Origin of the sequence: Duganella aquatilis (genome assembly GCF_009674565.1) — a bacterium.
Classification (GTDB): domain Bacteria; phylum Pseudomonadota; class Gammaproteobacteria; order Burkholderiales; family Burkholderiaceae_D; genus Rugamonas; species Rugamonas aquatilis.
Genome location: NZ_WKJL01000011.1, coordinates 153,795 through 179,210, shown reverse-complemented (window position 1 = coordinate 179,210; position 25,416 = coordinate 153,795). Strand labels below are relative to the sequence as shown.

Sequence of the window (25,416 nt, the reverse complement as noted above, 5' to 3'; positions counted from 1 at the left end):
GGCGGCGGGCCGGGCGGCGCTCAAACTTTTCGCTGTATAATGACGTCCCCCTGACCGATTCCCCAGCTGCCACCATGACCATCATCAACCTGCCGACCGCCGACCAAGCACCCGTAGTGCCGAGCCGCCGCCTGTCCGTGGCGCCGATGATGGACTGGAGCTAAATAGTAGGGTTTATGCGGGTTTCGAGCTTGTCGTGTGCACTTGGTGTGCATCAATCTCACGGTTCTGCTATCTGAAATTCGATAGCCATGCCAAGCGAAGCTGAATTCGGCATAGCCGTGCCATCGGATCTCTGCCAACGAGGCTTTCCAAGGACGATCAAGTGACAGTGGTGACGATCCAGACTGCCACCGCACCCATGCTACCGGTTCAGTTTTGCTTGCCTTTGAACGCCTTAACGCAGGCTGCTTCATCTTTGTCCGTTGAATCTAGGATGTCTTTACCGGGTGGCAAGCGCTTTTGAACACAAGCCCATCCTTTCGGCGCTGTTGCAAACAGATTATCGACGCTGACCTTCCGGGCAAACTTGCCAGCTTCGTCTATGTCTACCAGTTGCTGCGTCAGTTCCGATTTCGACTTCGCTTTAGCGACTCGCTCCCTACGCTCGTATCGAGCTTCGTCACGTATTTGCCGGTCAATCCGGGCGTTCTCTGCTGACATATCCGACAAGATGCTGCGGTACTCCCCGCAGTCGATGAAGGTTTCGTTTCCGATGTGCTTGCTCATGCACGAACGGTCTGGAAAATGGACGACGGTAGGGCGCATGTCACCAGCGTTGGGGTTGAGCCTCAATGGACCAGCCGTTCGGTCGAGTTCCCGCTCTTCTTCCTCGACACGAGCGTCCTTCTCCGCCCGTATTGCTGCATCCTTAGCCACAATTGCAGCTACCTCGTCTGACCTTCGCTTGTCTTCCGCGTAGATGGATTGTATTTCTTGGCGTACGACCTCATCGCAGGCTGCAAATTCTTGTTTCGGCACGCCCGTCCACATTGACCAATGTTCGCTTGCAGTCAGATAGCACTGTGGCCCACTACGCTTTGGGTTTTCTCTGTACTTCCTCACTGCCGAGTAGTATTGCGGGTTCTTATCCATGGCAAGGATGGCTTGCTCCTCGCTATCCCGCCGTATTTTTTCCTTCGCTTCGTCTAGCATGCCTGCACTGCTGAAGAGTGGTATGCAGAAAACTGCGGTAACGGCAATGCGGATGTAGTTCATGATTCCCTGAAAATGTGATTTTGTCGAAATGCGGGATGTGATCCCGTAGAACCAACTTTATCACACCGGCAACATGGGGGGAAATGCCTACCCCATCCAAACACAGCCGTCACCCTGTTCTAACCGCATTAGGTGCGGCCATTCGACATCGCCGGAAGGCTTGTAAGCTTAGTCAGGAACAGCTTGCCCAAGCGGTCGGAATGGACAGGAGCTATATAGGTCAGGTTGAACGTGGAGAGAACAGCGTGGCAATTCTGCCGTTAGCTGCTATTGCCAGCGCACTGGAAACCACGATTGCAACTCTGATGCAAGAGGCGGAACTTTAGTTAAATTGGCCGTCCCAGAGCGCAAGCCATTCTGCTGGCCTGACGATCCTGACGCCGCAGGCTGCTTTGAGTTGGTCCTTCTTGTCATTCACACGTCCATCCGAGGTGATGAAGTAGCCGTGGTGTATGCCAGCTTCGAGAACATGGGCCGCGTCCGCTACGTGTTTGTCACCTTTACTGTTTCCAATAAGGATTTCGTCTACCATCTGCCGTTTTCTTTCCTCGTCTTTGGATGGGGTCACGGGGAAGGTGAACAGCATACCGCTTGCCTTGTCTCTTGCTGGTTCGGGCGTGCGCGGGTTGTCCACTTCACTCTTGACTGATTTGGGCATTACGAAAACTGCTTCACGGGCTTTGTGCAGCGCAAGGATGCGGTTTATATCGGGATCGTTGTCATGTGCCACGAACATGCAGTTATCAAGATAGTGGACGGTATTGCGCATGTCGCCTTGCTTCCGGCGAAGATCGTACACATCAGGTTTGATGAATGGGTTCATTTCAGTAGTCCTCGCTGGATAGGGCAGTAGGTCAATTATGATGCAGTTGACGTTACCGGGGCGGTGCTTTCTGTACGTACCGTGGCCCTATATCATCCTCTTCCGGCACTGGACTAAGGTCAAGCGTACACAGCCAGGACTGCTTATAGCAGACCTGCTGACCGGACTCGTTCTTGATCCTCTCATCCCCGGTGAAGGTAATGCGGTTGTCGCTGGACCAGACCACATGCACGTCGAACAGTTCACAGGCTACGCCCCGGTCGGTCATTAACCGGGCTACCTTGATGGGCCTATGCCGTCCGCTGTCCGTGGCGTCCATGATGACCAGCTTGCCGTCGTACTTGCTGGTGTAGCGATCGTTCAGCATCCGGCGCTCTACCTCAACGCCGTGATTGAACATCTTGACAACACGGACCTTCACTACGCCCCCTAAGTACTGTTTAAAAACCCAGTATAATCATCGCTGTTAAGCTTGTACAGGCCGCAAAGGTGCGCTTGAAGGTCTTTTGCAAAGTCAACAAGAAAACTTCATTGTACACAACGATTTTGTCTTGCCTTCTGGTTGGTCTGTACTACAATCGGTATGTATTTGATTGAAATTCACTAGATGTTGTGGTTTTTGCTTTTTGGGAATTGTTTTCAGTTTTGCATCTATCAAAAGGAAGCGATATGAATGAAGAACCAAAAATCTCGATCAACAAGCTTGGCGAGTATATGACGGCCACTCCTGCGCGACGTAGGCAGATTGTCCGTGACCAAAAGAACCCGCCTGTATTTAAGGCGGCACGTTATAAGGCTGCGCGGGAGGCCATCGTCGGCTATATCGAAAGCGGCATGGTTGATGACGGAGCACCGTTAGCCAGGGCAGCAGAATTACGGTCCGACACTTCTGGGTCCGACTTTACTGTTCAGGACCGGCAACTGTCTGCGGAAGCAATCGAGGATTTCCTGCCGCTTGCTGAAGAATTGGAAGTAGCAGATGTTTCGGTTCAGTCGGGCTATGCCTTTGCTTCCGAAACGGTGGATTTTGGCGGTACGAAGGTATCGATGCGACCTGATGCAATCCTTAAGAACAAGGAAACGGGTGACGTTGTGGGTTGCGTGAAGCTGAACTTCTCTAAATCAGCCCCGATTCTGGAGCAAGCCGGGGCTTATGTGGCTACAGCTTTGCGCGCCCACCTTGAAGCCAATGCAAAAGATCCCAAAAGTGTTGATCCGGCGCTATGCTATGTCGTTGATGTTCCAACAGGAACGGTATCTTCGGCACCGACAGCTAATAAGCGTCGGTTGAGTGACCTTGCTGCGGCAGGCGAAGAAATAGCGGCCCGGTGGGCAAGCGTGTAAGTTTGACGTAGCGGCTACGGTCCTAAAAAAGCCTAAAATTTTTACTAGGTCGAGGGACTGACTTAGTGCGCAGCGATCCGTACGGAAATCGCCACCGAACGCAGTAAGATATCTCCAGAACTTCTGATCGGGTTTGGAAGGTCTGGAGGTCCAGTGGATCGCTTAACGGGCCGTGGCGCATGGAGATTACGCCAGAGCCAAAGTTAAAATATCTATAGCGCGTTGCTGGCGCTACCGGACAGCATTGCACGGCCCACCGATGGGCGAGGTCACGACCGGCCTCCTGTTACGTCCTACGCTGTTTTGAGAATGGCGTACAGAGTAGAGCGACTGATACCGTAGTCCTCTGCCAGCTTGGTCTTGCTTGCGCCGTCTGCCGCCTCCTTGCGCAGCTTCTCTTGCGCGTCAGGGCTTAGCTTGGCACTGCGGCCCATGTGCGTACCTGCTGCTCTGGCCTTGGCCTGTCCTTCCACTCGGCGCTCGTTAATCATCGCCAGTTCAAAAGCCGACACAGCGCCCAGCATGGTCAACAGCATCTTGTTCATGGCGTTGTCCTTGTCGCCGGTGAAGGACAAGCCTTCCTTCTTGAAGGTGATGGTCACGCCCTTGTCGGTCAACTGCTGCACCAGTGCCAGCAGATCGGCAGTATTCCGGGCGAGGCGGCTGATCTCATGCACTACTACGGTGTCGCCTTCGCGGACGTGCGACAGCATCGCTTGCAGGGCAGGACGGTTGGTGTCGCTCCCGCTGCACTTGTCGGTGAAAACTTTGTCCAGTTCAATACCGTCTAGCTGACGCACGGTGTTCTGGCCTACCGAGCTAACCCGTACATAACCTACCGTCTGTCCCTTGCTCATACCCTGCCTTTGTGTGAATGTGTAAGGAAAGTATATGGGGCTTCTTGGAATTTGTAAAGAATGTGATAAACCCATACTTTCTGGACACGGTGTTATGCGGGTTTGCAGGCAGGCAGTAGCAGTGCACGGAAAGTATGCCTTCTTGGACGCCGGGCGAGATAAGGATGCTGAAAATAAATTTAGAGTTACCTATTGCACTACAAACCTGAGTCCTCAGATTGGTAACATCTTTTTACATTTTTTTGACAACAATTGATTGCTGAAAGGCAAGATGAACATAGCGCAATTTATTTCACGCTGGAGTGATTCCTATGACAGAGAAGCTCGCTTGTATCCAGCATTGCTTTCATTACTACCGATTGGGTTGCTGGTCATCTGCATCTTTGGCCCTCATCACCCGCTTCTAGTCACCGCTGCGTCCGCGCTGTTGGTGTGCGGCGGACCCTTGCTCGTTTCGAGATTTGCGCGTGATCTTGGCAAGTCGCTGGAAGAGAGATTATTCGATAAATGGGGAGGTAAGCCTACTACCATCGTATTGCGCCATCGTGACGATCGAGTCGATGCGGTAACGAAGCAGAAGTATCACGACGTGTTGGCCCGGGGAGTGGGGCTAAAAGCGCCTACCGCTGCGGAGGAAGTCAATGATCCCGCTACGGCAGATACTTTCTACAGGGCCGGGACCGCTTGGTTGATTGCTCAAACACAGGATGTTAAGAAACATTCGTTAGTTTTTTCGGAAAATAAAAGTTACGGATTTCAAAGAAATCTTCGAGGATTAAAGGGAATTGGAATTTTTGTTTGCTTAGCGACTTTATGCATTTCTTTATTTCATACATTTATTTCTTTGAAATTAGTGCCAGCCTTAGCGCTGGATGGCGTGGATAGTGTAACGATTATCGATGCATTGCCAACTGGTTTTTCTCTTCTAATGCTGTTTTGCTGGATTTTCTTAGTAACTGAAAAATCTGTTGAGCGTGCTGGTTATTTTTATGCTGACCGACTTATTAGATCGTGTGGTTCGTTAAAACCTAGAACTTTAAAAAAGCAATCTGAGGAATAGTTCAAAACTTATCAAAAGGGGATCTTATGGACGTTTATACTTTAAATATTGGACAAGGTCAGTTTGTTGTTGTTACAGGAAAAACGGAAGCGTTTATTATTGACACCTATGTTCCGCTCGATCCTCAGCATGAAATAGTGCACGTTAAGGCCGCTCTTTCCAAGATACTCGCTGGAAAGAAATTCGTTGGTCTAATAATAACAGGGTACGATTCTGACCATTTCAACGAAGTTGGTATGAAAATCGTACTTAATAAGTATCGTCCAGAATGGATAATGTATCCGAAGTATTTTAAAGAAACCTCAACAGCAAAAAAATGTTTTGATGTAATATCATCATATGAGAGCGCTAGTCAAAAGTTTAAAAAGTATTCTATATCACTGCAAAAAAATGATACCAGATACTATTATAAGTTGGCTACGGAATTTCATTTTGAAATTTTCTCTCCGCATGTTGATGATATGAATTCATCAAATAACTGTTCTCTAGTATGCAAGATAACTGAACGGGAAACGGGAGGCACGTATCTTGTCACGGGCGATGCTGAATGTGCACGCTGGGATAACATTGCTAAATATTTTGGAGAGGCAATTCGCGCGGATGTGCTTGCTGCCCCGCATCATGGGTCACGCCATGGAATCACCAGTGACGCGATAAAATTCATAAAGCCGCACACCGTTATAATTAGTGCGGGAGTTGATAATGAATATGGACATCCACATTCGGAAGCAATCACTTTGTTTAATAAGCACGCATCGAAATACTTTAGAACTAATTATGGCGATGGACAGTCTCTTCGAACAGTTATTACAGATAAAGAGCCGGTAACATACCTCTTTAACACTGACTGAAATTTCGCAAGATGGTGCAGTAATCTTCTAATTAAGAAAACTGCACCAAAGTGAAAGTTGTCACTCTTTTATATTTTATTTTATTATTTAAGATTAATGCCAGTGTTCTGCCATGCTGCTTTGCTCAGTTTTTTCAGCGGCCACGCCGACTTGCTTGAATATTTTTCAGATGTCCGAGATGATGCCTGATCGCACTGATGCCGATACATCGAATTTAATGGAAACGTTACTTGGATGCCTTCAGGCGTAACTTGCTGGAAGTTAATCTCAAAGCCAGCACGCGCCATCTTGCACGCGCTGTTCAGCGCCTCTAAAGCTGAGGTGTGGCAGAACAATATTCCTAATTTAAGATATAACTTAATTTCGCGGTATGTAGGCCATTTGGAGAATGTCGTAATATGTCGCAGCGGCGGTAATTTCGCGTGTTGTTCCCCATGCTTGTACGCGGAATTTGACCAGCTAAACTTTTGATGAATGCGGTGCTTTCGCTCATAGCCTCGCGCAGTAGTCATGACCACAGCATAATCGGCTAGAAGTTTTGATTTACGGCTGTTCAGGCCAGTCGTCTTGAATTCAATAGTGCAGTCCTCTGGATCATGTGGAATGAAGTCCAGTACTGCCTTGAACGGCATATTGGCAGTATCAAATAGTCGGGCGTCGATGAACTCGAATTCGCCTGCCTTGCGGTATCCACCGGCCATTTTCTCGATGAATTCAGCGGCCTCTTGTTCTGCTTTTGAATCGTATTTCATAGTAGTTCCTTTCGGTATTAGGATCAGCAGTTGCCTGCTTCACTTTTTATAAGGGCGTCCGTTGCACTTGGCTTTTGCGGCTTTTACGGTCTTTGCCTTACGCAATCTGCATTCATGCGATGAAGCTTTTGATGCCCGCTTGGTTTTTAGTTGTAGCTTCGGTGGCGTTTAGAACGCAACACCTTGCTTTTGCATCAGTTCAAACGCCTCTGCCTCAGTGACGTCGCGGAAGTGACGGCCCGTTGGCGGAGCTTTTCGCCATACGCTGAACCGAGCATCTACGTGGCCCTCGCAACGAAACTGCATGCGCTTGTACTCGAAGCCTCGTTTTGTCAGAGCAGATTTGATTTCGTCCGGACTAGCACGATGCTGGCGCTGTACAAAATAGTTGCTGACGTCGCTCGGATGGAATAGATCGCGCCCCTCCAGAAATTCATCAAGCAAGGTGTCCAGCATCGACACAGACTGGTTGACTAGTTCGTTCATGTACTCAGTGCGCGGGCAGCGCCCATAGTCAAAGCCGGTCATGTCCACCGTCATCAACCAGTGATAGAGGTACGCTGGCGTTTGCGGTAGGGCGAGGAACTCGTGGAACCGCGTCAGGAAAACACCGGATTCTTCAGCGCTTTCCTTATGCTCTATATATTGCGGCGCAAAGAACCGGCGTTCGTTCTCATCCCATGGAAACAAGTCTGGCTTGTTTGTCGTAATGAACAAATGGCTGTACACCTCCCGCATAACAGAGCGTTGCTGGTGCTTGATGCTTACCGAGCGCTGGTTGTAGTCGATGATCTGCTTCAGGTTCGTGTACACGTATTGTTCGCCGCCGCGACCAATGGCCTTATCCTCGATGCCAACCACACGGTTGTTCACCAGCGTTTCAGAAAACTTGTCGAACAGTTCCGCGTAAGTGGAAGAGCGATTAACATGCTGCCCGCCAAGCGCAGTTTCGATAATGTCCAACACCGAACTCTTACCTGTGCCACCAGTGCCTACGATGAACACCGCGTGCTTAACGCGACGCATCGGAGTTTTGACGATTGCTGCGATGCGCTGAACCATGAAGCGGCGCTCGTCCTCGGCTGGAAATACGCGCATCAACATTTCAGCCAGGATCTCGGGTACTTGCTGCCCAAACAGATCGGCAGTTACGTCAAATGGGGCTGGAATTGGTGAGGGGGCACCGAACAGCACTGGATTGAAGATATTCGCTAACTTAATGCCGGAGCCATCGGTGATGAATCGCTCGTGGTTTGGGCGCATCCCAAGACCGTAGACGCGGGGAAGCTGCGACATTACCCGTTCAGGCAGGCTGTTCAAAAACTCCAGGTACGACTTGCATTCAACGCGGATCTGCGATGCGTTCGCCCATTCCGTGAAGCCCAGCTTTATGTCCTGTACTGTTGCGGTGCGGTTGGACAGAGCGTGTAGAAGGATAGGCGTGTTGGCGCTCATGTCCACACACCACGACGCGGACGCTTTATGATCAGAGAGTGCCTTTGCAGCCTCCTTTGCGGAAAGCATATGCTTTGATTTACTTGTCGTGCCGATGGTGCTGGGAATTAGTGTCATGTTGATCCTTATTAGATTGGCCGGTTTCGGCGCTGATTAATGTTTCTATCACCTGTGATGTTGGCTTGCCACTTTTGGCAACTAGCCCTCGTAGTGCCTGCCAAGTAGCTGGCGTAAGGTAAATGTAGGCCCGTTCGAGCGGCGTCCCGTCGCAAGCTAGGATTTGTTGACGATTCGTCTTTTGGATCGTCAGTGGACGGATATTCATGTTTTTCCTTTCTGTTAACATTCATTAGGTGTGGTAAAGCGTTGGATGCTCCATTGCCATCTGGATTTAATCTACAAAAAACGGACGTAAGCCAAATAGAAAAGCCGCATGTGCCACAGATAACCAACGACTTTTCTGATGCACTTATGGCTTTGGGTGGGACCAAAAGAGCGCTGCAGCGTTCAAATGCTCGTCCTCCGCAAATGCATAATTCAGTTGTGCTTTCGACACTTTCTTTGCTGAGTTACTGAGACGCTTGACGTTACGTTCGTGCAGACCCATGATGTAGTCGTATTTATCGAAGGCTTGATAATAAAATTCTTTAGCTTCGCTGTAGCGTCGCTTTGCGCTCCGGTAATCACCACATTCCGTGCTATAAGCACGGTATAAGATGAAATCACGGATGTCATGCAACTTGATGACTTCACAATGTAAGCCCCGAAGGCGCGCTACGCTCAACGCTGTGTCAGAGTCAACGACAATGACAACCTCCGTGGAGTTGTTTATTGGGTGGAATTCGCCTGTTCCTACATCCGGGCAGTAGTGGAAATACAAGTCCATTTTGCAATGGTAGTAGTCCACTGCCGACGAGCTCGCGGCCATTGGGGTACAGCCGACTTCGACGAATTTGGTGTTGATTTCTGGAGTGATATGTTGATTCATTTTTAATCCTTTATATTGATAGTTAGATCCTTCAGGCGTAGCTCCGCCCTCCAAGGACGATTCTTGGCACTTGCTAGGCATTAGATATGGTCAATGGGCGAATCGCCCGAACAGTTACAGCAGTACGCGCTTCGGGCCGGAGCTACTGCGTGCCCGGACTAGGCCCGATAAATGGCGTTGTACGCCTGCGATGGGATAGAGATAGTTGCAACCCAGTAGTACGTACTCTGGGCCTTTGCCGCGTTTGCGCCATGCGTCGAGAGTTGAAAGCTTCACCCCGGCCAGCTTGGCGAAGCCTTCTTCATCGAAGCAGTCAACCAGTTTGGCCAGAGTGGTGATGGTGTTTGAGTCTGTGTTTGCGTTCATTTAGTCCTCCGTGTTGTTGGTGAGGACTGAACTTTACCGGCCGATAGTTAATCAGCCCGGCTGCTTATCAATTGAGTTTTTCGGTCGCGCCGTCTTCGGCTTTACATCATGTTTTCTGAGCACTGCGTGTATTGCTGTCGGAGATACTTTGAATTCATTTGCCAGTTCTTTCACATAACCGTACACAGAGCCGGTGGACGCTCTATCGGTATATAGCTTCACGATGTTTGATTGCTGTCTTTCTGACAATGTTGATTGTTCAGATGCCCGCTTACTCTGCGCTTTTTTGTATTTCTCCTGCGCTGCAACAAATGGCTCCATCTGATGCGAGATGTTGGCTTGTTCAAATAAGACCATAATTCGTTCACGCTGCGCGGTATATCTTGCTGCCGCGTCTCGCGTTACAGATTTCGGTACACGAACAGTCAAGGGCGGGTGCCAGCTGCGATTGCGCGGCCTCTCCTTTTCGATTCGAGTTAGCAACGTTGTCATCTCGTCATAAAGCGGGCGTGTTCGATCGGTTAATTGTGGTTCTAGCCATTCTTTCACAGTGCGCATGTGCATTCCGAATTCCTTCGGGTTTTTGAACATCGCGGTAATCCTTACCAGATAAGAATAAGTACTTTCGTTCGCAAGCGCCAAGCGTGTACGTACTGACCGGTCTACCTCAATGAAATGTTCTTGTGTTGCTAATTTACTCAAGCGGCCTCCAAACTGCGCTTTGCTAGGGTAGTAAGTGCGGCATGCACATCTTCGGGCTTGGTATGGGTGTATCGCTTCAGTTGAGTCCAGGTCTTGTGTCCAGTTAGTAGGGCGACTTGTGGGATTGTTAAGCCACTTCGGAAAAGGTCACTGGTGGCTTTGTGGCGCAAGTCATGGAAATGCAGGTCATCTATCTCTAGCTTAGTGCAAGCACGTGTAAATGCGGCGCTGACACTTGCTGCGTTATATGGAAAGACCCTACCTACCATTTGCTGTGGCAGCAATGGGTCGATGATCGCCCATGCGGCGGGGAGTAGTGGCACGATCTGATCGTTGCCGATCTTCTTCCGTGGGTCTTTTCGGTTGCGAATGACTACAGTACGCTTTTCCGTGTCCAAGTCTTTCCAGAGAATTGAGCAGATTTCTTCTTGTCGCATCGCTGTAGCTAAAGCGAATGCACACAAGGTTGCCATCGGAATCTTCTGACGCTTGTTATTCTGCCAAAGAGTGTAAATTTTCTTAAGCTCGTCAGCAGTTGGCTCGCGATTTCGCTCAGCGCTGCGTGTTTGAACATTGCGGGCAGTGAGATCCCTTCGCGCATTTACGGTCAATTCCGTCGGCAGGTCCAGCCTGCGTGAATGCTTGCCCCACTTCAGAATCGCACCAAAGAAGGAAAGATCCGCAGCGATGGTGACGCCACCGGCTCCGGCTTGAAGGCGTGTATCTATGAGGTCGCGAAGATGGATGCTGTTAAGGCGTTTCAACGAGACTGCGCCAAGTTCGCGCTTCAGCATCGCATGGGTGGACTGCTTTGTACGGCCTCCCATGTTACACTCTTGCCCGTAGCCATCTATCAAATCACCCACGCTATAGTCATCCGGAATTGGCTGGTAGCCAGTAGCCGCGACGTGTTCAACTTGTACTTCTACCTGACGTGCCCAAGCCTCCGCATCTCGCTTAAACTGAAAGGTCTGGTTTCGATAGATTCCGCTCTTGCGCACTTGCGCACGCCATTTGCCGCTTTTGAGTTTTGTAAACGTTGCCATCCGTGTGCAATTGTTGTGTGTTGAATGAAACCCGAATTATGCGTCAGAAATTAACCTCGTGTGCACCTCGTGTGCACTGATAGCTGCACACAGTCAAAATGAACGAAAAAAAGCCTATTAAAAACAAGCGGTTACTAAGTGTTGCGCCGATGATGGACTGGACCGACCGCCACTGCCGCGTGTTCCATCGCCACATCAGCAAGCACACCTGGCTGTACACGGAGATGGTGACCACCGGCGCGCTGGTCTACGGCGACGTCGAGCGCCACCTGCGCTTCAACGAGGAAGAGCATCCGGTCGCCCTGCAACTGGGCGGCAGCGATCCGGCCGACCTCGCCACCAGCGCCAAGCTGGGCGAGAAGTGGGGCTACGACGAAATCAACCTGAACTGCGGTTGCCCGTCGGAGCGCGTGCAGAAGGGCGCGTTCGGCGCCTGCCTGATGGCCGAGCCGCAACTGGTGGCCGACTGCGTCAAGGCGATGCGCGACGCGGTGTCGATCGACGTCACCGTCAAGCACCGCATCGGCATCGATGACGTGCAGAGTTACGACTTCGTCCGCGATTTCGTCGGCAAGGTGGCCGATGCCGGCTGCACGACTTTCATCGTGCATGCCCGCAATGCGATCCTGAAAGGCCTGTCGCCGAAGGAAAACCGTGAAATCCCGCCGCTGAAATATGACTACGCCTACCAGCTGAAGCGCGACTTCCCTGACTTCGAAATCATCATCAACGGCGGCATCAAGACCGAAGCTGAAATCGACCAGCACCTGCAGCACCTGGACGGCGTGATGCTGGGCCGCGAGGCCTACCACAACCCGTTCGTGATGGCCAATTTCGACCAACGCTACTATGGTGATAGCCGCGCGCCGAAGACCCGCGAACAGGTGCTGGAAGCGATGATTCCCTACATTCAAGCCCAGCTGGCGCTGTACGGCCCGCACGGCATGAAACTCAATTCCCTCACGCGCCACATGCTCGGTCTGATGACCGGTTTGCCCGGCGCCCGTGCCTTCCGTCAGACTTTGTCCGACTCCAAAAAACTCGCCCTCGGCGACGCCAATCTCCTGCTGGAAGCCGCAGCCCGCCTGCGTATTGCTGCGTAGAAATACGTATTTACACGAACTTTTATCGGGTGTGGCAGAATTTCCACGTAGAAAGTTCGTTTGCGTATTTTGGAGGCAGTAAATGCTTGCTTTGAGGCAAAATTTGCATCTATAATTCCTGAATATACACACATATCCACCGTCTTTCGTGGTGTATTGCGGTTCCAAAAAACTACATGCTGGCTGCTGGTGGACCTGCAAATTTTTGCATTCGCAGTCATTGTTTGCTACTGTCACAGCTTATTACTTATCAGCAAGGGTTTTGTTTGGACGCCGCACACTGAGCCGTGCGTAGTCCAGGGCAACTTCTATCAACAGTCACTTAAGAAGAAGACGAAATGAATTTAGCAAAAATGAAAGTCGGAACGCGGCTGGGCCTCGGTTTCGCCCTGGTGCTGGTGTTCCTGGTCGCTGTGACTGTCGTCGGTATCCTGCGCATGTCGCAGATTCAGAACCGTCTCGATCACGTGATCAGCGTCAATAATGTCGTCTCCCGTCTGGTGCTGGATATGCGCAACAACGTTGCGGAGCGCGTCAACTCGCTGCGCGTGCTGACCATGATCGCCGATCCGGCCGACATGGAAGCGGACATGAACCGTATCAAGGAGCTGGCCGGCAAATACGCCGAGTTCCAGACCAAGCTGAGCACCCAATTCGCGGCGGAATCGACGCCTGAAGAGAAGGCGCTGCTGGTCACCGTCAAGGAAGCGGAAGCCACCGCGATGCCAGCCATCGCCAAGGCGTCGGAACTGTGGCTGGGCAGCAAGGCTGAAGAAGCCACCCGCGTGCTGGTCAAGGAAATCCGCCCGGCGCAGAAAAAATGGATGACCGCCCTGGAACAACTGGGCGCGCTGGAAGACAAGATGAATGCGCAGATGCAGGTTGACGCCGCCAGCGGCTTCTCCAGCGCCCGCAGCTTCATGATCATCATGGGCCTGCTGGCCGTGGCGATCTCGGTCGCAGCCGCACTGGTCATCACCCGCAGCCTGCAGAAACAGCTGGGCGGCGAGCCGGACTACACCGCGTCGATCGCCGGCGCCATCGCTGGCGGCGATCTGTCGATCTCGATCAACACCACCGGCGCCGACAAGAACAGCCTGGTCTTCGAAATGCGTGAAATGCGCAACAGCCTGCGCGACATCGTCAGCCAGGTGCGCACCGGCACCGAGACCATCGGCACCGCTTCCCGTGAAATCGCCGCCGGCAACGTCGACCTGTCGTCGCGTACCGAAATGCAGGCCTCGTCGCTGGAAAAAACCGCCTCGGCCATGGACGAGCTGACCTCGACCGTGAAACAGAACGCCGACAACGCCCGTGAAGCCAACCAGCTGGCCTCGGCCGCTTCGGATGTGGCGGTCAAGGGTGGCCAGGTGGTGTCGCAAGTGGTGGACACCATGAGCTCGATCGACGCCTCGGCCAAGAAAATCGTGGACATCATCGGCGTGATCGATGGCATCGCCTTCCAGACCAACATCCTGGCGCTGAACGCTGCCGTGGAAGCCGCCCGTGCCGGCGAACAAGGCCGCGGCTTCGCCGTGGTGGCGTCGGAAGTGCGCAACCTGGCCCAGCGCTCCGCTGGCGCCGCCAAGGAAATCAAGATGCTGATCGATGACTCGGTTGAAAAAGTCGGCGCCGGCACCAAGCTGGTCGGCCAGGCCGGCGTGACGATGGACGAGGTGGTGACCTCGGTGCGTCGCGTGACCGACATCATGAGTGAAATCGCCAATGCCAGCCAGGAACAGAGCGCTGGTATTGCCCAGGTCAACCAGTCCATCATCGAGATGGACAGCATGACCCAACAGAATGCCGCGCTGGTGGAAGAAGCCGCTGCCGCAGCACAAAGCTTGCAAGATCAGGCCGGCGAGTTGTCGCGCGTGGTCAGCATCTTCAAGCTGGTGGAAGGTGAAGAGCGCGCCGCAGTGTCCGCGCCGGCGCCAGCTGCCAAGGCAGCAGTGGTCAAGCCGATCGCCGCCGCCCGCGCTCCGGTAAAGAAACTGGCCGCCAAGCCAGCGCCTGCACCGGCAGCCAAACCGAAAAAAGTCGCCGCGGCAGCCAGCACCGCCGGCAGCGATGAGTGGGAAGAGTTCTAAGCAGTTCTGAAACTATTTGCCGCAGTCTGCCGTCCGCTGTTGTGGACAGATGGCCCGCTGTGGAGTTCGTTTAACCAGTCGTTAATAACAAATTGTTGGGAAATCGTAATATGAACAAGTCTGTATTCACCGCCGCCATCCTGTCCTTCGCTACTTCGGCTGTGTTCGCCGCTGAAGTGCCAGCTTCGCTGAACGACAAAAACTGCAAAGCGGAATATCCAAAAGCCTCGCTGATGAATGAAGAGCAGGGCGACGTCACCATGGCCTTCCTGGTCGGCGCCGACGGCAACGTCATGGATTCCAAAGTGGAAAAATCGAGCGGTTACAAAAACCTCGATAAAGCCGCCCTGAAAGCACTGAGCGCCTGCAAATTCAAGCCAGGCACCAAGGATGGCGCTGTAGCCCAGACCTGGACCAAGGTCGACTACAGCTGGAAGCTGTAATCAGTCTCAACCGGGCCATGCACAGGGCATGGCCTGCTCGCCGGATTCTTACACTTTTGGGGAAATCAGATGTTTACAAACAAGCGTTGGTTGAGTGTGATCGCAGCAGTGCTGGTATCGGGCACCGCTTTTGCCGCTGAAGTTCCTGCATCGTTCGATGCCAAGAATTGCAAAGCCGAATATCCGAAAGCATCCCTGATGAACGAAGAGCAGGGTACGGTGTCGATGTCGTTCCTGGTCAAGCCGGACGGCAGCGTTGCGGACTCGAAAGTGGACAAGAGCAGCGGTTTCAAGAATCTGGACAAGGCCGCCATCAAGGCGCTGAGCGCCTGCAAGTTCAAGCCGGGCACCAAGGACGGCGCCCCGGCCGAAACCTGGACCAAGGTGGATTACGCCTGGAAACTGGACTGAGCGGCTACGGCCTGAGCAAAAAAGGAACCCGCGCGGTTCCTTTTTTTTCGTGTATCGGGCCGGTTGTAATAAACTGTAATGGGGCGCGAAGCGCAGCGCGCTTCCTTATATAGTACGATCTGGATTGAGGAGAAACCGCCATGAAAACTATCGTTATCGCCGTTGCCGCGCTGGCGGCGCTGACCGGCTGCGCCACGCAGCGTCCAGCTTATTACACCACTGCCCGCGTGCAGGACCCGTACCAGTGGCACACCGTGTCGGTGCTGCCGGCCGGTGCGCAAACCCAATCGGGCACCTGGACTGAAGAGTTGCCGGCGCAGCAGCCGGCGCGCGTTGCCTACAGCACCGACCCGAGCTACGCCACCACCACCACCTACGTCACCCAGCCGGTGTACTACGCCCCGACGCCCGTGTATTACGCACCGGCGCCGTCGTATTACTACCCGCCGGTATCGATCGGCCTGGACTTTTCGTTCGGCCGCTGGTGCTGCGGCGGCGGCCGTGGCTGGGGTGGACGCGGCTGGGGCGGCTACCACCGCCGTTGATCGCTCGCGGACGTAAAAAATCCCGCTGGCGCCTGTTGAAGGCGCGGCGGGATTTTTTTTCGTCTGGTGGGGCTGCGACGCTTAGCGCAGCACGTAGATGGATGACTGGTGCAGCACGTTTTCCGAGCACAGTTCATAGGCCGATGCGCCGGCTACCGTGATCAGCAGTGCGCCAAATGCGATGTGTAGATAACGTGCCATGACAGGCTCCTGAAAGTGGGTGGGAACTGGAATAACTCCAGAATAGTCCACGGCCTGTCTTCCAGGAATCAGCCAAATGTCCGACAAAATGTAGGACTAAAGCTTGCGTCTATCTCTCAGTCAACTTTTATTTGGTTTTCCACAGCGTGACCGGGCCGGCCGGTGCGGTATCCTGCGCGTTGCTCAGGGCCAGCCATTGCTCCAGGCGTTCCGGCTGCTTGAGGTGGATGCCCATGCCGTCGATGATGCCGATCTGCTCCAGCATGCTGGCGTTGATCTTGGCCTTGGAAACGGTCGGCGCCCCCATGACCATGCGGTCGTAGGCCTTGCGCGCCTTGTTTTCCCACTTGTGCAGGCTGGTTTCGTCGAAGCGGTTGGCTTCGAAATAGACGGTCAGCGTGCCGTCCGGGTTGCCGAAACCGACGATGCCGGCGCCCATGCGGATGGCGGCGTTGGCGCCGGCGTCAAACGATGGCGAAGGGACAAACACGCCGGCGCGGCCATCGGTATCGGGGCGGCCGACCGGCGTATCTTTGCTGTAGGTACTGACTTCAGTAGGGGCTTTTTCTTGAGACATACACTTATGCGATTCTGGGGATCAGTAGAGGTATTGCGAGGCTTTGCATGGGAATGCAAACGATCGTTCCATTGTAGCGGGAATTCGGTTCCAGCGGGCAATAGGCCGGGTCAAAATGTTGTAACGTTACGCATTCGTAAGGACATTGCGTTATAGTTGGCAGCATGATAGCCACAGGAGAACCTGCATGCCATTGCACCAGGGACTGAGCGTTTTCATTATTGACGACAACGAAATGACGCGCAGCTTGTTGCGCGTGATTATCCAGGGCGACAAATTCGACGTGGTGGGCGATGCCGCCACGGCCGAATCGGCCCGCACGCGCCTGCGTTCGCAGCGCGCCGACATCATCTGCCTCGATGTGCAGCTGCCCGATGGCGATGGCCTGAGCCTGTTGAACTGGATCGGCGAGAAGCAGCCGAAAGCGGCGGTGCTGATGGTCACGGCCAGCGCCGAGCGCAGCACCGTGGAGCAATCCTTGCGCAACGGCGCCAAAGGCTACATCGTCAAACCCTTTACGCCCGGCGCGGTGATGGACACGCTGGAAAACATCGCCGTACAAATCCGCGCCCAGCGCGCCGCAGCCAAAACCTAGCGCCGCGTATGTCAGCGTAAAGGTGTATCAAACGGCGGCTGAAAGGCAAAAAGCCCAGTCCGGAGACTGGGCTTTTCATTTTATGGGCGGACGGTGAGAGGCGTCATGTTCTCAACGGCCACGCTCGAACGACGTCGCCAGATCCGCCAGCGCGGCGCTGACCCGATCCATCACCTCCGGCCACGCTTTCGGAGCGTGCTGCCGGAATAGCGTCATGTTTGGATACCATGGGCTGTCCGTGCGTTCTTCAAGCCAACGCCAGCATGTATCGAAGCGATTCAGCAGCCAGACTTCCCGTCCCAGCGCGCCGGCCAGGTGCGCCACTGCGGAATCCACGCTGATGACCAGATCCAGGTTCTGCACCAGCGCCGCAGTTGCCGCCATGTCGTGCAGCTCGGATGTCCAGTCGATCAGGTTGGGGGCCTGGTGGTCGGCGTCCTTTTGCAGCGAGAAAAATGTCACGCCAGGCTGGTCCAGCAAACGGGCCATCAGGGCAAAGGGCACCGAACGTGCCCGGTCGCGTGGAAAGCCAGGATTGCCGCCCCAGCATAAGCCGACGCGCAGCCCGCGAAAATCCTGCAAACGCTCACGCCATTGCGCCGCTTCCCTTTCGTCCGCACGCAGATAGGGCGTCTGCGCGGGGATGGTTTCGAGCGTCGTGTCGAACGCGCACATCAGGTTGTGCATTGGAACCGTGGTCCACGCGCCGGATGGCGGGCTGTCGGGAGTGGAAACCAGGTCCACGCCGTCCGCGTGCTGAAACAGCCTTGCCAGCGTCGGCGGCACCTGCACGGCGACATTGGCCCCAGCGGCTTTCAGCTGGCGGGCATAGCGAACAAACTGTATCGAGTCGCCCAGGCCACTGTCCGCCACCAACAGCAGCGGCTTGCCCGGCAGCGTGCTGCGTGCGCTTTCATCGGCAAAAATGCCTGCCTGCTGGGTCAGCCCCAGTTCCGGATTCTTGCCATGCCACATCCAGATCATTTCCCGCAGTCCGCGTGAAAACTCGCCCTTGCGCATCAACTGCCTGCCTGCATAAATGTGCGCCAGCGCCGATGCGGGATTGAGCGCGAGGGCTTGTTCGAAGCAGTGCAGGGCTGCATCCGTGCGGCCCGCATGCTCGTGGCAAAAGCCTTGGCGCAGCCAGACGGCATCCGGCGCCGGGAAGCACGACCGCTTCTCCTCCAATAGCTGAATCTCTTCGTCGAACAGCTCCAGTGCATCGTAGACATCGCAGAGCGCCAGAATCGCCCGCGTATCCTGCGGCGCGATTTCCACGGCGCGCGAGGCAATTGTTTTGGCGTCTTCCGCCCGGCCTTGCTGCAACAGTTGACCCGCCTGCGCGATGAGTTCAGCAGCCTCCTGCTCGCTGGCGGCCGGTTTCGCAGTTGCTTCATCGCGCTTGCGCAGCACGATCTCGATGCCCGACTCGGACATGGTGTGCAACGACTGATCGTAGCGCGGCTGGCCATAATGGAAGCTGGCATCGAGCTTTTCGATTTTCAGAATTTCAACCGTATCGCGGAACGCTGCGAGCAGTTCCAGCACGTTGATGGATCGCGGCGACCAGCTGGCCGACTTGTAGATGGTGAACGTCCATTTGTGATCCGAGTTGAACGTGGATGGCCACACACCCTGCTCGTACAAATCTTCGTCAGGGATGGTCAGGACCAGATGCCCGCCTTTGCGGCAAATGCGTATCCAGTTCTTCATCGCCTCGATCGGGTTGACCAGGTGCTCCAGGCAATGACTGGAGTGCACGAAGTCATAACTTTCATCGCTCACGCCCGCCATGACCATGGCATCGCCATCCGGCATATCCCAGGGACGTAGCGATTTCATCAAAGGCAGAAAGTCGGCGAACTTTGACAATGGATCAGGACCACAGCCGATGTCGATACCATGCCCGACGAACCAGCGCGTGACGAAGCGCCTGTCCGTGGAACGTCGCGCCATTTGTTTACTCGTTTCGTTGGCCATTGCTTATTTCACGATAAATTTTCTGGCCCATGCAAATGGGTGATCGCCCCAAAGCATGTGTAAACCAGGGTTGACGATCCCAAACGCGCAAGCGATTGGGTTGTATAAAAAAGAAACATGTCCGTGGAGGGGTACGCAATACTACCAAGTTGCCAATCCAACGTCAAAAACCGCGGAGGAGGGGCAACAGCAAGCGAGCTGGCGCTTTAGGGGATGAGTTTCACCTGGCGGCGGGACGAAAAAAAAGCTGCCATCGGCAGCTTGATCTTCTTAACTTCAGCATCTCTTATAAGCTTCTGATTCTTATAAGAAATTTGGGGTGGCTGATGGGGCTCGAACCCACGACAACAGGAATCACAATCCTGGACTCTACCAACTGAGCTACAGCCACCGCTGATTTACTACTTGCTGTTCAACTAGTGCTGAACAACGAGCCAGAATTATACAAGCCAGTTCCGATTCCTGCAAATTTAATTGCAGCATTCTTTTCAGCCTCGGCCCATGGCTTAAACATCAACCTTTTCCACGTCCGGCTTCAGGCCCAGCAAATCGGCGAAGGCTTGCGCCAGGGCGGCCGCGTCGCCGGTGGTGTAGCCGCGCAGGATGGCCTTGCCATCGGCGCCGGCATGCAGCAGGCCGGCAGCCTCCAGCAGGCGGCCCAGCTGGCGCGCCACGGCGTCGCCGGTGTCGATCAGCGTGACGTCCGCGCGCGCATGGTCGCGCAGCACGCGTTCGATGCCGTCGCGGACAAACGGGTAGTGGGTGCAGCCCAGCACCAGCGTATCGGCGCCTTGCTCCAGCAGCGGCGCGATGTAGCGTTCCAGCATGGCGCCGATGGCCGGCGCGTGCAGGTTGCCTTTTTCAATCTCGTCGACCAGGCCCACCGCCGGCTGCAGAAGGAACTCGGCCTGGGTGGCCGCGCTGATCTGCTCGCGCAGTTGCAGGAACTTGTCGCCCTTGAGCGTGCGCGCCGTCGCCAGCACGCCGACCTTGCCGTTGTGCGTGGCCGCCGCGGCCGGCTTCAGGCCGGGCTCGACGCCCACCACCGGCAGTTCCGGATATTTCGCCCGCACCGCCTTGATGGCGGCCACGGTGGCGGTATTGCACGCCACCACCAGCGCCTTGGCGCCGTGCGACAACAGATAATCCGTCACCGCCAGCGCACGGTCGACCACATACTGCTCGGTCTTGTCGCCGTACGGGGCGTGGCCGGAATCGGCGAAGTACATCAAGTCTTCGTGCGGCAGCTGCGCGCGGATGTGGCGCAGCACCGACAGGCCGCCCACGCCGGAATCGAAAACGCCGATGGGCGAACCGGGAGCGTGGGCGATCTGCATCAGGCCGTCACAACAGGCACGTTCAGCTGCTCGATGCGGGTCTTCCATTCCGCAGGGCCGGTGTTGTGCACCGACGTGCCTTGCGAATCGACGGCCACGGTGACCGGCATGTCGACCACGTCGAACTCGTAGATCGCTTCCATGCCCATGTCGGCAAAGCCCAGCACTTTCGACTGCTTGATGGCTTTCGACACCAGGTAGGCCGAACCACCGACCGCCATCAGGTAGGCCGACTGGTGCTTCTTGATCGACTCGATGGCGGCAGGGCCGCGCTCGGCCTTGCCGATCATCGCGATCAGACCGGTTTTCTCCAGCATCATGTCGGTGAACTTGTCCATGCGGGTGGCGGTGGTAGGACCGGCCGGGCCGACCACTTCGTCACGCACCGGATCGACCGGGCCGACGTAGTAGATGACGCGGTTCTTGAAGTCCACCGGCAGCTCTTCGCCCTTGGCCAGCATGTCCTGGATGCGCTTGTGCGCGGCGTCGCGGCCGGTCAGCATTTTGCCGTTCAACAGCAGGGTCTGGCCCGGCTTCCACGAAGCGACTTCTTCCTTGGTCAGCGTGTTCAGGTCGACGCGTTTCGATTTCTCGGTGTCCGGCGCCCACGACACATCAGGCCAGGTCGACAGCGGTGGCGGCGTCATGTAGGCAGGACCGGAGCCGTCCAGCACGAAGTGGCCGTGGCGGGTGGCGGCGCAGTTCGGAATCATGGCGACCGGCTTCGACGCGGCGTGCGTCGGGTGCATCATGATCTTCACGTCCAGCACGGTGGTCAGGCCGCCCAGGCCTTGCGCGCCGATGCCCAGCGCGTTGATCTTGTCGCACAGTTCGATACGCAGTTCTTCCAGCTTGTTCTGCGGGCCGCGCTGCTTCAGCTCGAACATGTCGATGTCTTCCATCAGCACTTCCTTGGCCATCAGCATGGCCTTCTCGGCGGTGCCGCCGATGCCGATGCCCAGCATGCCTGGCGGGCACCAGCCGGCGCCCATGGTCGGCACGGTTTTCAGTACCCAGTCGATCAGCGAATCGGATGGATTCATCATGATCATCTTCGATTTGTTTTCCGAGCCGCCGCCTTTGGCTGCGACCTTGACGTCGACGGTATCGCCTTCCACCAGTTCCATGTGGACCACGGCTGGTGTGTTGTCCTTGGTGTTCTTGCGGTCGAAGTGCGGGTCGGCCACGATCGAGGCGCGCAGCTTGTTGTCGTCGTAGTTGTAGGCGCGGCGCACGCCTTCGTTGACAGCGTCGGTGACGGTGCCGGTGAAGCCTTCAAAGCGCACACCCATGCCGATCTTCAGGAAGACGTTGACGATGCCGGTGTCCTGGCAGATCGGACGCTTGCCCTCGGCGCACATGCGCGAGTTGGTCAGGATCTGCGCGATGGCGTCCTTGGCGGCCGGGCTTTGCTCGTGCTCGTAGGCGCGGGCCAGGTGCTCGATGTAATCGGCTGGATGGTAGTAGCTGATGTACTGAAGCGCGGCGGCAACGGATTCGATCAGGTCTTCTTGCTTTATGATGGTCATGATGTTCTCGCGGGGGTTAATGGGATTCGTTGTGCGTCATGGTGGTGATGCGGTCGGTGTAAGAGATGGCCAGGGCGGACAGCAGGAACACCACGTGAATGACTGTCTGCGCGACCAGCGTCTTCACATCGTAGACGCTGGCGTTGATAAAGGTCTTGAGCAAATGGATCGACGAGATGCCGATGATCGCCATCGCCAGCTTGGTCTTCAGCACGGAGGCGTTGACGTGCGACAGCCATTCCGGCTGGTCCGGGTGCGTGTCCAGATTCATGCGCGAGATAAAGGTCTCGTAGCCGCCGATGATGACCATCACCAGCAGGTTGGAAATCATCACCACGTCGATCAGGCCCAGCACCACCAGCATGATGGTGGTCTCGGTCAGCTTGTTCGGCGGCGCCACGGCGACGGCGTCGGCGGAAGGCGCGTGTACCGCGACCGCTTCCAGGATGTGCTGCAGCGATGCCGCATCGCCCATGGCGGCGCCGATCAAGTCCTTCAGCTCGACCCAGAAGTGGAACACGTAGACGCACTGCGCCAGGATCAGGCCCAGGTACAGCGGCAACTGCAGCCAGCGGGTCATGAAGATAAAGGCGGGCAGGGGACGCAGCTTCTGCTTTGGCTCGGTCATTAGGGCAAAACTCCTGGAAATGAGGCAGACTATGAAAACTGCCGACATTTTACACGCGCTGCCGAGCGGCCGCATCGGAACGCTGCATTGAATTATTGGTAAAATTATCCATCACACCATTCTCCGCCGGGGATGGGGCAGGCTGTAAGGGCGCAGTAAGCGATAGCGTTTATGTTGCTAGCAAACGATTACAACATTTTGGAGACACCATGAGCAGCACTACCACCCAACAAGGTCCACAGGAATCCCGCGTCTTCGCGCCACCGGCGGCGTTTGCAGCACAAGCCGCCGTCTCCGGCATGGACGCCTACAACGCGCTGTGCGCGGAAGCCGAAGCCGACTACGAAGGCTTCTGGTCGCGCCTGGCGAAAGAACACCTGGACTGGCAAACGCCGTTCACCAAGACCCTCAACGAAGACAACGCGCCGTTCTACAAATGGTTTGAAGACGGCAAGCTGAACGTCTCGTACAACTGCCTCGACCGCAACCTGAGCAACGGCAACGCCGACAAGACCGCCATCATCTTCGAAGCGGACGACGGCAAGGCGACCCACGTCAGCTACAAAGAACTGCACGAAAAAGTCTGCAAATTCGCCAACGGCCTGAAGGCGCGCGGCATCAAGAAAGGCGACCGCGTCATCATCTACATGTCGATGTCGGTGGAAGGCGTGGCCGCGATGCAGGCGTGTGCGCGCATCGGCGCCACGCACTCGGTGGTGTTTGGCGGCTTCTCGGCCAAATCGCTGCAGGAGCGCATCATCGACGCCGGCGCGGTGGCCGTCATCACCGCCGACGAACAACTGCGCGGCGGCAAACACCTGCCGCTGAAAGCCATCGTCGACGAGGCGCTGGCGCTGGGCGGCTGCGACACCATCAAGGACGTGATCGTCTACAAACGCACCGGCGGCGCGATCGCCTTCAAGGAAGGCCGCGACCTGTGGCTGCACGAGCTGGTCGAAGGCCAGTCGGCGGTATGCGAGCCGGAGTGGGTGGAAGCCGAGCATCCGCTGTTCATTCTTTATACCTCCGGCTCGACCGGCACCCCGAAAGGCGTGCAGCATTCGAGCGGCGGTTACCTGCTGTGGGCGGCGCTGACGATGAAATGGTCGTTCGACCTGAAGCCGTCCGACGTCTACTGGTGCACCGCCGACATCGGCTGGGTGACCGGCCATAGCTACATCGCCTACGGCCCGACCGCGGTGGGCGCGACGCAGGTGGTGTTCGAAGGCGTGCCGACCTACCCGAACGCCGGCCGCTTCTGGGAAACCGTGGCCAAGCACAAGGTCAACATCTTCTACACCGCGCCGACCGCGATCCGCTCGCTGATCAAGGCATCGGACGTCGATCCGAAAGTGCATCCGAAAAACTACGACCTGTCGTCGCTGCGCCTGCTGGGCACGGTGGGCGAGCCGATCAATCCGGAAGCGTGGATGTGGTACTACACGCAAGTAGGCGGCGAGCGTTGCCCGATCGTCGACACCTTCTGGCAGACCGAGACCGGCGGCCACATGATCACCCCGCTGCCAGGCGCAACGCCGATGGTGCCGGGTTCGTGCACCTTGCCGCTGCCGGGCATCATGGCCGCGATTGTGGATGAGGCGGGCGTGGATGTGCCGAATGGGCAGGGCGGCATTCTGGTCGTCAAGCGTCCGTGGCCTTCGATGATTCGTACCATCTGGAATAATCCTGAGCGCTTCAAGACGTCGTACTTCCCTGAAGAGCTGGGCGGCAAGATGTACCTGGCGGGCGACGGTGCGATCCGGAATAAAGATACCGGCTACTTCACCATCACCGGCCGTATCGATGACGTGTTGAACGTGTCGGGTCACCGCATGGGCACGATGGAGATTGAATCGGCGCTGGTGGCGAATCCGCTGGTGGCGGAGGCGGCGGTGGTCGGCAAGCCGGATGACACGACGGGTGAATCGATTTGCGCGTTCGTGGTGCTGAAGCAGGCGCGTCCGACTGGCGACGATGCCAAGAAGATCGCACTGGAGCTGCGCAACTGGGTGGCCAAGGAGATTGGCCCGATCGCCAAGCCGAAGGAGATTCGTTTCGGCGACAACCTGCCGAAGACGCGTTCGGGCAAGATCATGCGTCGTCTGCTGCGCGTGCTGGCGAAGGGCGAGAGCATTACGCAGGACGTGTCGACCCTGGAGAATCCGGCCATTCTGGAGCAATTGAAAGAGACCTCGTAACATGCGTCATTCCCGCGCAGGCGGGAATCCCATCTGGGGTGTGATCTGAGTGTCATGACTTAGCGGCAAATAATCTTGGTACTGTCCGGAATCTTTGCTATAATCTGGCGCTTCCCGGATGTAGGGGAAATGCAGGAGAGGTGGATGAGTGGTTGAAGTCGCACGCCTGGAAAGCGTGTATAGGGTCAAACCTATCGGGGGTTCGAATCCCCCTCTCTCCGCCAAGGATTCAAATTGGGTGATCCGAGCAAGTCCGAAATCATCCAGAAAAAGCCGCTTTAGCCCCTGCTACAGCGGCTTTTTTGTTTTCTGGCGTC

General features: G+C 55.5%; 26 protein-coding genes and 2 tRNA genes. 12 read left to right on the top strand and 16 right to left on the bottom strand.

Annotation, left to right across the window (positions count from 1 at the left end):
• Positions 1–372 precede the first annotated feature (372 nt).
• Positions 373–1,218 (bottom strand): hypothetical protein, encoded by an 846-nt coding sequence (locus GJ698_RS16485; RefSeq protein ID WP_154358911.1) that lies wholly within the window; start codon positions 1,216–1,218, stop codon positions 373–375.
• Between the two features lie 83 nt (positions 1,219–1,301).
• Between GJ698_RS16485 and GJ698_RS16480 the strand changes: the two genes are divergently transcribed.
• The gene (locus tag GJ698_RS16480; protein ID WP_154358909.1) at positions 1,302–1,544 is read left to right on the top strand and encodes a helix-turn-helix domain-containing protein; all 243 of its coding nucleotides are present in this window, start codon (positions 1,302–1,304) and stop codon (positions 1,542–1,544) included.
• On the opposite strand, the gene GJ698_RS16475 is transcribed toward GJ698_RS16480, so the two are convergent.
• Together GJ698_RS16475 and GJ698_RS16470 are read right to left on the bottom strand one after the other, a co-directional pair.
• Positions 1,541–2,041 (bottom strand): PIN domain-containing protein, encoded by a 501-nt coding sequence (locus tag GJ698_RS16475; RefSeq protein ID WP_154358907.1) that lies wholly within the window; start codon positions 2,039–2,041, stop codon positions 1,541–1,543. The genes GJ698_RS16480 and GJ698_RS16475 overlap by 4 nt on opposite strands.
• A gap of 52 nt (positions 2,042–2,093) precedes the next feature.
• Entirely contained in the window at positions 2,094–2,462 is a 369-nt protein-coding gene (locus GJ698_RS16470) for a hypothetical protein (RefSeq protein WP_154358905.1), read from the bottom strand.
• Positions 2,463–2,710: 248 nt separating this feature from the next.
• Between GJ698_RS16470 and GJ698_RS16465 the strand changes: the two genes are divergently transcribed.
• Positions 2,711–3,385, top strand: a complete 675-nt coding sequence (locus GJ698_RS16465) for a hypothetical protein (protein ID WP_154358903.1) — start codon at positions 2,711–2,713, stop codon at positions 3,383–3,385.
• 293 nt (positions 3,386–3,678) lie between these two features.
• Here the strand turns inward: GJ698_RS16465 and GJ698_RS16460 are convergent, their stop codons facing one another.
• Positions 3,679–4,242, bottom strand: a complete 564-nt coding sequence (locus GJ698_RS16460) for a recombinase family protein (RefSeq protein ID WP_154358901.1) — start codon at positions 4,240–4,242, stop codon at positions 3,679–3,681.
• 271 nt (positions 4,243–4,513) lie between these two features.
• On the opposite strand from GJ698_RS16460, the gene GJ698_RS16455 reads away from it, so the two are divergent.
• Complete coding sequence (locus GJ698_RS16455) at positions 4,514–5,302, top strand: hypothetical protein (RefSeq protein ID WP_154358899.1); 789 nt, start codon at positions 4,514–4,516, stop codon at positions 5,300–5,302.
• A 26-nt stretch (positions 5,303–5,328) separates the two neighbouring features.
• Positions 5,329–6,153: a ComEC/Rec2 family competence protein gene (locus GJ698_RS16450; protein ID WP_154358897.1), complete on the top strand. Its 825-nt coding sequence runs from the start codon at positions 5,329–5,331 to the stop codon at positions 6,151–6,153.
• Between the two features lie 83 nt (positions 6,154–6,236).
• On the opposite strand, the gene GJ698_RS16445 is transcribed toward GJ698_RS16450, so the two are convergent.
• From GJ698_RS16445 to GJ698_RS16420, 6 genes are all read right to left on the bottom strand, one after another.
• On the bottom strand, positions 6,237–6,905 hold the full coding sequence (locus GJ698_RS16445; RefSeq protein WP_154358895.1) for a hypothetical protein: 669 nt from the start codon (positions 6,903–6,905) through the stop codon (positions 6,237–6,239).
• A gap of 168 nt (positions 6,906–7,073) precedes the next feature.
• Positions 7,074–8,360 carry a primase-helicase family protein gene (locus GJ698_RS16440; protein WP_154358893.1) on the bottom strand — a complete coding sequence of 429 codons (1,287 nt, stop codon included), beginning with the start codon at positions 8,358–8,360 and terminating at the stop codon, positions 7,074–7,076.
• 469 nt (positions 8,361–8,829) lie between these two features.
• Entirely contained in the window at positions 8,830–9,348 is a 519-nt protein-coding gene (locus GJ698_RS16435; protein WP_154358891.1) for a hypothetical protein, read from the bottom strand.
• A gap of 114 nt (positions 9,349–9,462) precedes the next feature.
• The gene (locus GJ698_RS16430; protein WP_154358889.1) at positions 9,463–9,714 is read right to left on the bottom strand and encodes a hypothetical protein; all 252 of its coding nucleotides are present in this window, start codon (positions 9,712–9,714) and stop codon (positions 9,463–9,465) included.
• A 51-nt stretch (positions 9,715–9,765) separates the two neighbouring features.
• Positions 9,766–10,416: a hypothetical protein gene (locus GJ698_RS16425; protein WP_154358887.1), complete on the bottom strand. Its 651-nt coding sequence runs from the start codon at positions 10,414–10,416 to the stop codon at positions 9,766–9,768.
• A complete protein-coding gene (locus tag GJ698_RS16420; RefSeq protein WP_154358885.1) occupies positions 10,413–11,462 on the bottom strand; it encodes a site-specific integrase in 1,050 nt (349 codons plus the stop codon). The genes GJ698_RS16425 and GJ698_RS16420 overlap by 4 nt, the downstream gene beginning before the upstream one ends.
• Positions 11,463–11,560: 98 nt before the next feature.
• On the opposite strand from GJ698_RS16420, the gene dusA reads away from it, so the two are divergent.
• The 5 genes from dusA to GJ698_RS16395 all read left to right on the top strand — a co-directional run bounded on the left by dusA (position 11,561) and on the right by GJ698_RS16395 (position 16,054).
• Complete coding sequence (gene dusA / locus GJ698_RS16415) at positions 11,561–12,565, top strand: tRNA dihydrouridine(20/20a) synthase DusA (RefSeq protein ID WP_154358883.1); 1,005 nt, start codon at positions 11,561–11,563, stop codon at positions 12,563–12,565.
• Positions 12,566–12,903: 338 nt separating this feature from the next.
• Positions 12,904–14,655, top strand: coding sequence for a methyl-accepting chemotaxis protein (locus tag GJ698_RS16410; protein WP_208023834.1), 1,752 nt, complete (start codon positions 12,904–12,906; stop codon positions 14,653–14,655).
• Positions 14,656–14,765: 110 nt separating this feature from the next.
• The gene (locus GJ698_RS16405; RefSeq protein WP_154358882.1) at positions 14,766–15,098 is read left to right on the top strand and encodes an energy transducer TonB; all 333 of its coding nucleotides are present in this window, start codon (positions 14,766–14,768) and stop codon (positions 15,096–15,098) included.
• Positions 15,099–15,167: 69 nt separating this feature from the next.
• Positions 15,168–15,509, top strand: coding sequence for an energy transducer TonB (locus GJ698_RS16400; protein WP_154358880.1), 342 nt, complete (start codon positions 15,168–15,170; stop codon positions 15,507–15,509).
• Between the two features lie 140 nt (positions 15,510–15,649).
• Positions 15,650–16,054, top strand: a complete 405-nt coding sequence (locus tag GJ698_RS16395; RefSeq protein WP_154358878.1) for a hypothetical protein — start codon at positions 15,650–15,652, stop codon at positions 16,052–16,054.
• 328 nt (positions 16,055–16,382) lie between these two features.
• Here the strand turns inward: GJ698_RS16395 and GJ698_RS16390 are convergent, their stop codons facing one another.
• Positions 16,383–16,832: a hypothetical protein gene (locus tag GJ698_RS16390; RefSeq protein WP_154358877.1), complete on the bottom strand. Its 450-nt coding sequence runs from the start codon at positions 16,830–16,832 to the stop codon at positions 16,383–16,385.
• A gap of 187 nt (positions 16,833–17,019) precedes the next feature.
• Here GJ698_RS16390 and GJ698_RS16385 point away from each other — a divergent pair, with 187 nt between their 5' ends.
• On the top strand, positions 17,020–17,427 hold the full coding sequence (locus tag GJ698_RS16385; RefSeq protein ID WP_154358875.1) for a response regulator: 408 nt from the start codon (positions 17,020–17,022) through the stop codon (positions 17,425–17,427).
• 111 nt (positions 17,428–17,538) lie between these two features.
• Here the strand turns inward: GJ698_RS16385 and GJ698_RS16380 are convergent, their stop codons facing one another.
• The 5 genes from GJ698_RS16380 to GJ698_RS16360 form a co-directional block, all read right to left on the bottom strand.
• Positions 17,539–19,407 (bottom strand): methyltransferase domain-containing protein, encoded by a 1,869-nt coding sequence (locus GJ698_RS16380; RefSeq protein WP_154358873.1) that lies wholly within the window; start codon positions 19,405–19,407, stop codon positions 17,539–17,541.
• Between the two features lie 315 nt (positions 19,408–19,722).
• A tRNA-His gene (locus tag GJ698_RS16375) sits at positions 19,723–19,798 on the bottom strand.
• A 115-nt stretch (positions 19,799–19,913) separates the two neighbouring features.
• Positions 19,914–20,744, bottom strand: coding sequence for a glutamate racemase (murI, locus tag GJ698_RS16370; protein WP_154358871.1), 831 nt, complete (start codon positions 20,742–20,744; stop codon positions 19,914–19,916).
• Positions 20,744–22,273, bottom strand: coding sequence for a fumarate hydratase (locus GJ698_RS16365; protein WP_154358869.1), 1,530 nt, complete (start codon positions 22,271–22,273; stop codon positions 20,744–20,746). Before GJ698_RS16365 ends, murI begins: the two co-directional genes overlap by 1 nt.
• Before the next feature lie 16 nt (positions 22,274–22,289).
• A complete protein-coding gene (locus GJ698_RS16360) occupies positions 22,290–22,901 on the bottom strand; it encodes a YqhA family protein (protein ID WP_154358867.1) in 612 nt (203 codons plus the stop codon).
• A 209-nt stretch (positions 22,902–23,110) separates the two neighbouring features.
• Here GJ698_RS16360 and acs point away from each other — a divergent pair, with 209 nt between their 5' ends.
• Together acs and GJ698_RS16350 are read left to right on the top strand one after the other, a co-directional pair.
• The gene (gene acs / locus GJ698_RS16355) at positions 23,111–25,099 is read left to right on the top strand and encodes an acetate--CoA ligase (RefSeq protein WP_154358865.1); all 1,989 of its coding nucleotides are present in this window, start codon (positions 23,111–23,113) and stop codon (positions 25,097–25,099) included.
• Positions 25,100–25,233: 134 nt separating this feature from the next.
• A tRNA-Ser gene (locus tag GJ698_RS16350) sits at positions 25,234–25,323 on the top strand.
• Positions 25,324–25,416 lie beyond the last annotated feature (93 nt).

Bases quoted from the DNA above. Each gene is read 5' to 3' on its own strand.
- GJ698_RS16485 (WP_154358911.1), bottom strand. From the start codon at position 1,218: ATGAACTACATCCGCATTGCCGTTACCGCAGTTTTCTGCATACCACTC.
- GJ698_RS16480 (WP_154358909.1), top strand. From the start codon at position 1,302: ATGCCTACCCCATCCAAACACAGCCGTCACCCTGTTCTAACCGCATTA.
- GJ698_RS16475 (WP_154358907.1), bottom strand. From the start codon at position 2,041: ATGAACCCATTCATCAAACCTGATGTGTACGATCTTCGCCGGAAGCAA.
- GJ698_RS16465 (WP_154358903.1), top strand. From the start codon at position 2,711: ATGAATGAAGAACCAAAAATCTCGATCAACAAGCTTGGCGAGTATATG.
- GJ698_RS16460 (WP_154358901.1), bottom strand. From the start codon at position 4,242: ATGAGCAAGGGACAGACGGTAGGTTATGTACGGGTTAGCTCGGTAGGC.
- GJ698_RS16455 (WP_154358899.1), top strand. From the start codon at position 4,514: ATGAACATAGCGCAATTTATTTCACGCTGGAGTGATTCCTATGACAGA.
- GJ698_RS16450 (WP_154358897.1), top strand. From the start codon at position 5,329: ATGGACGTTTATACTTTAAATATTGGACAAGGTCAGTTTGTTGTTGTT.
- GJ698_RS16445 (WP_154358895.1), bottom strand. From the start codon at position 6,905: ATGAAATACGATTCAAAAGCAGAACAAGAGGCCGCTGAATTCATCGAG.
- GJ698_RS16440 (WP_154358893.1), bottom strand. From the start codon at position 8,360: ATGAGCGCCAACACGCCTATCCTTCTACACGCTCTGTCCAACCGCACC.
- GJ698_RS16435 (WP_154358891.1), bottom strand. From the start codon at position 9,348: ATGAATCAACATATCACTCCAGAAATCAACACCAAATTCGTCGAAGTC.
- GJ698_RS16430 (WP_154358889.1), bottom strand. From the start codon at position 9,714: ATGAACGCAAACACAGACTCAAACACCATCACCACTCTGGCCAAACTG.
- GJ698_RS16420 (WP_154358885.1), bottom strand. From the start codon at position 11,462: ATGGCAACGTTTACAAAACTCAAAAGCGGCAAATGGCGTGCGCAAGTG.
- dusA (WP_154358883.1), top strand. From the start codon at position 11,561: ATGAACGAAAAAAAGCCTATTAAAAACAAGCGGTTACTAAGTGTTGCG.
- GJ698_RS16410 (WP_208023834.1), top strand. From the start codon at position 12,904: ATGAATTTAGCAAAAATGAAAGTCGGAACGCGGCTGGGCCTCGGTTTC.
- GJ698_RS16405 (WP_154358882.1), top strand. From the start codon at position 14,766: ATGAACAAGTCTGTATTCACCGCCGCCATCCTGTCCTTCGCTACTTCG.
- GJ698_RS16400 (WP_154358880.1), top strand. From the start codon at position 15,168: ATGTTTACAAACAAGCGTTGGTTGAGTGTGATCGCAGCAGTGCTGGTA.
- GJ698_RS16395 (WP_154358878.1), top strand. From the start codon at position 15,650: ATGAAAACTATCGTTATCGCCGTTGCCGCGCTGGCGGCGCTGACCGGC.
- GJ698_RS16390 (WP_154358877.1), bottom strand. From the start codon at position 16,832: ATGTCTCAAGAAAAAGCCCCTACTGAAGTCAGTACCTACAGCAAAGAT.
- GJ698_RS16385 (WP_154358875.1), top strand. From the start codon at position 17,020: ATGCCATTGCACCAGGGACTGAGCGTTTTCATTATTGACGACAACGAA.
- GJ698_RS16380 (WP_154358873.1), bottom strand. From the start codon at position 19,407: ATGGCCAACGAAACGAGTAAACAAATGGCGCGACGTTCCACGGACAGG.
- murI (WP_154358871.1), bottom strand. From the start codon at position 20,744: ATGCAGATCGCCCACGCTCCCGGTTCGCCCATCGGCGTTTTCGATTCC.
- GJ698_RS16365 (WP_154358869.1), bottom strand. From the start codon at position 22,273: ATGACCATCATAAAGCAAGAAGACCTGATCGAATCCGTTGCCGCCGCG.
- GJ698_RS16360 (WP_154358867.1), bottom strand. From the start codon at position 22,901: ATGACCGAGCCAAAGCAGAAGCTGCGTCCCCTGCCCGCCTTTATCTTC.
- acs (WP_154358865.1), top strand. From the start codon at position 23,111: ATGAGCAGCACTACCACCCAACAAGGTCCACAGGAATCCCGCGTCTTC.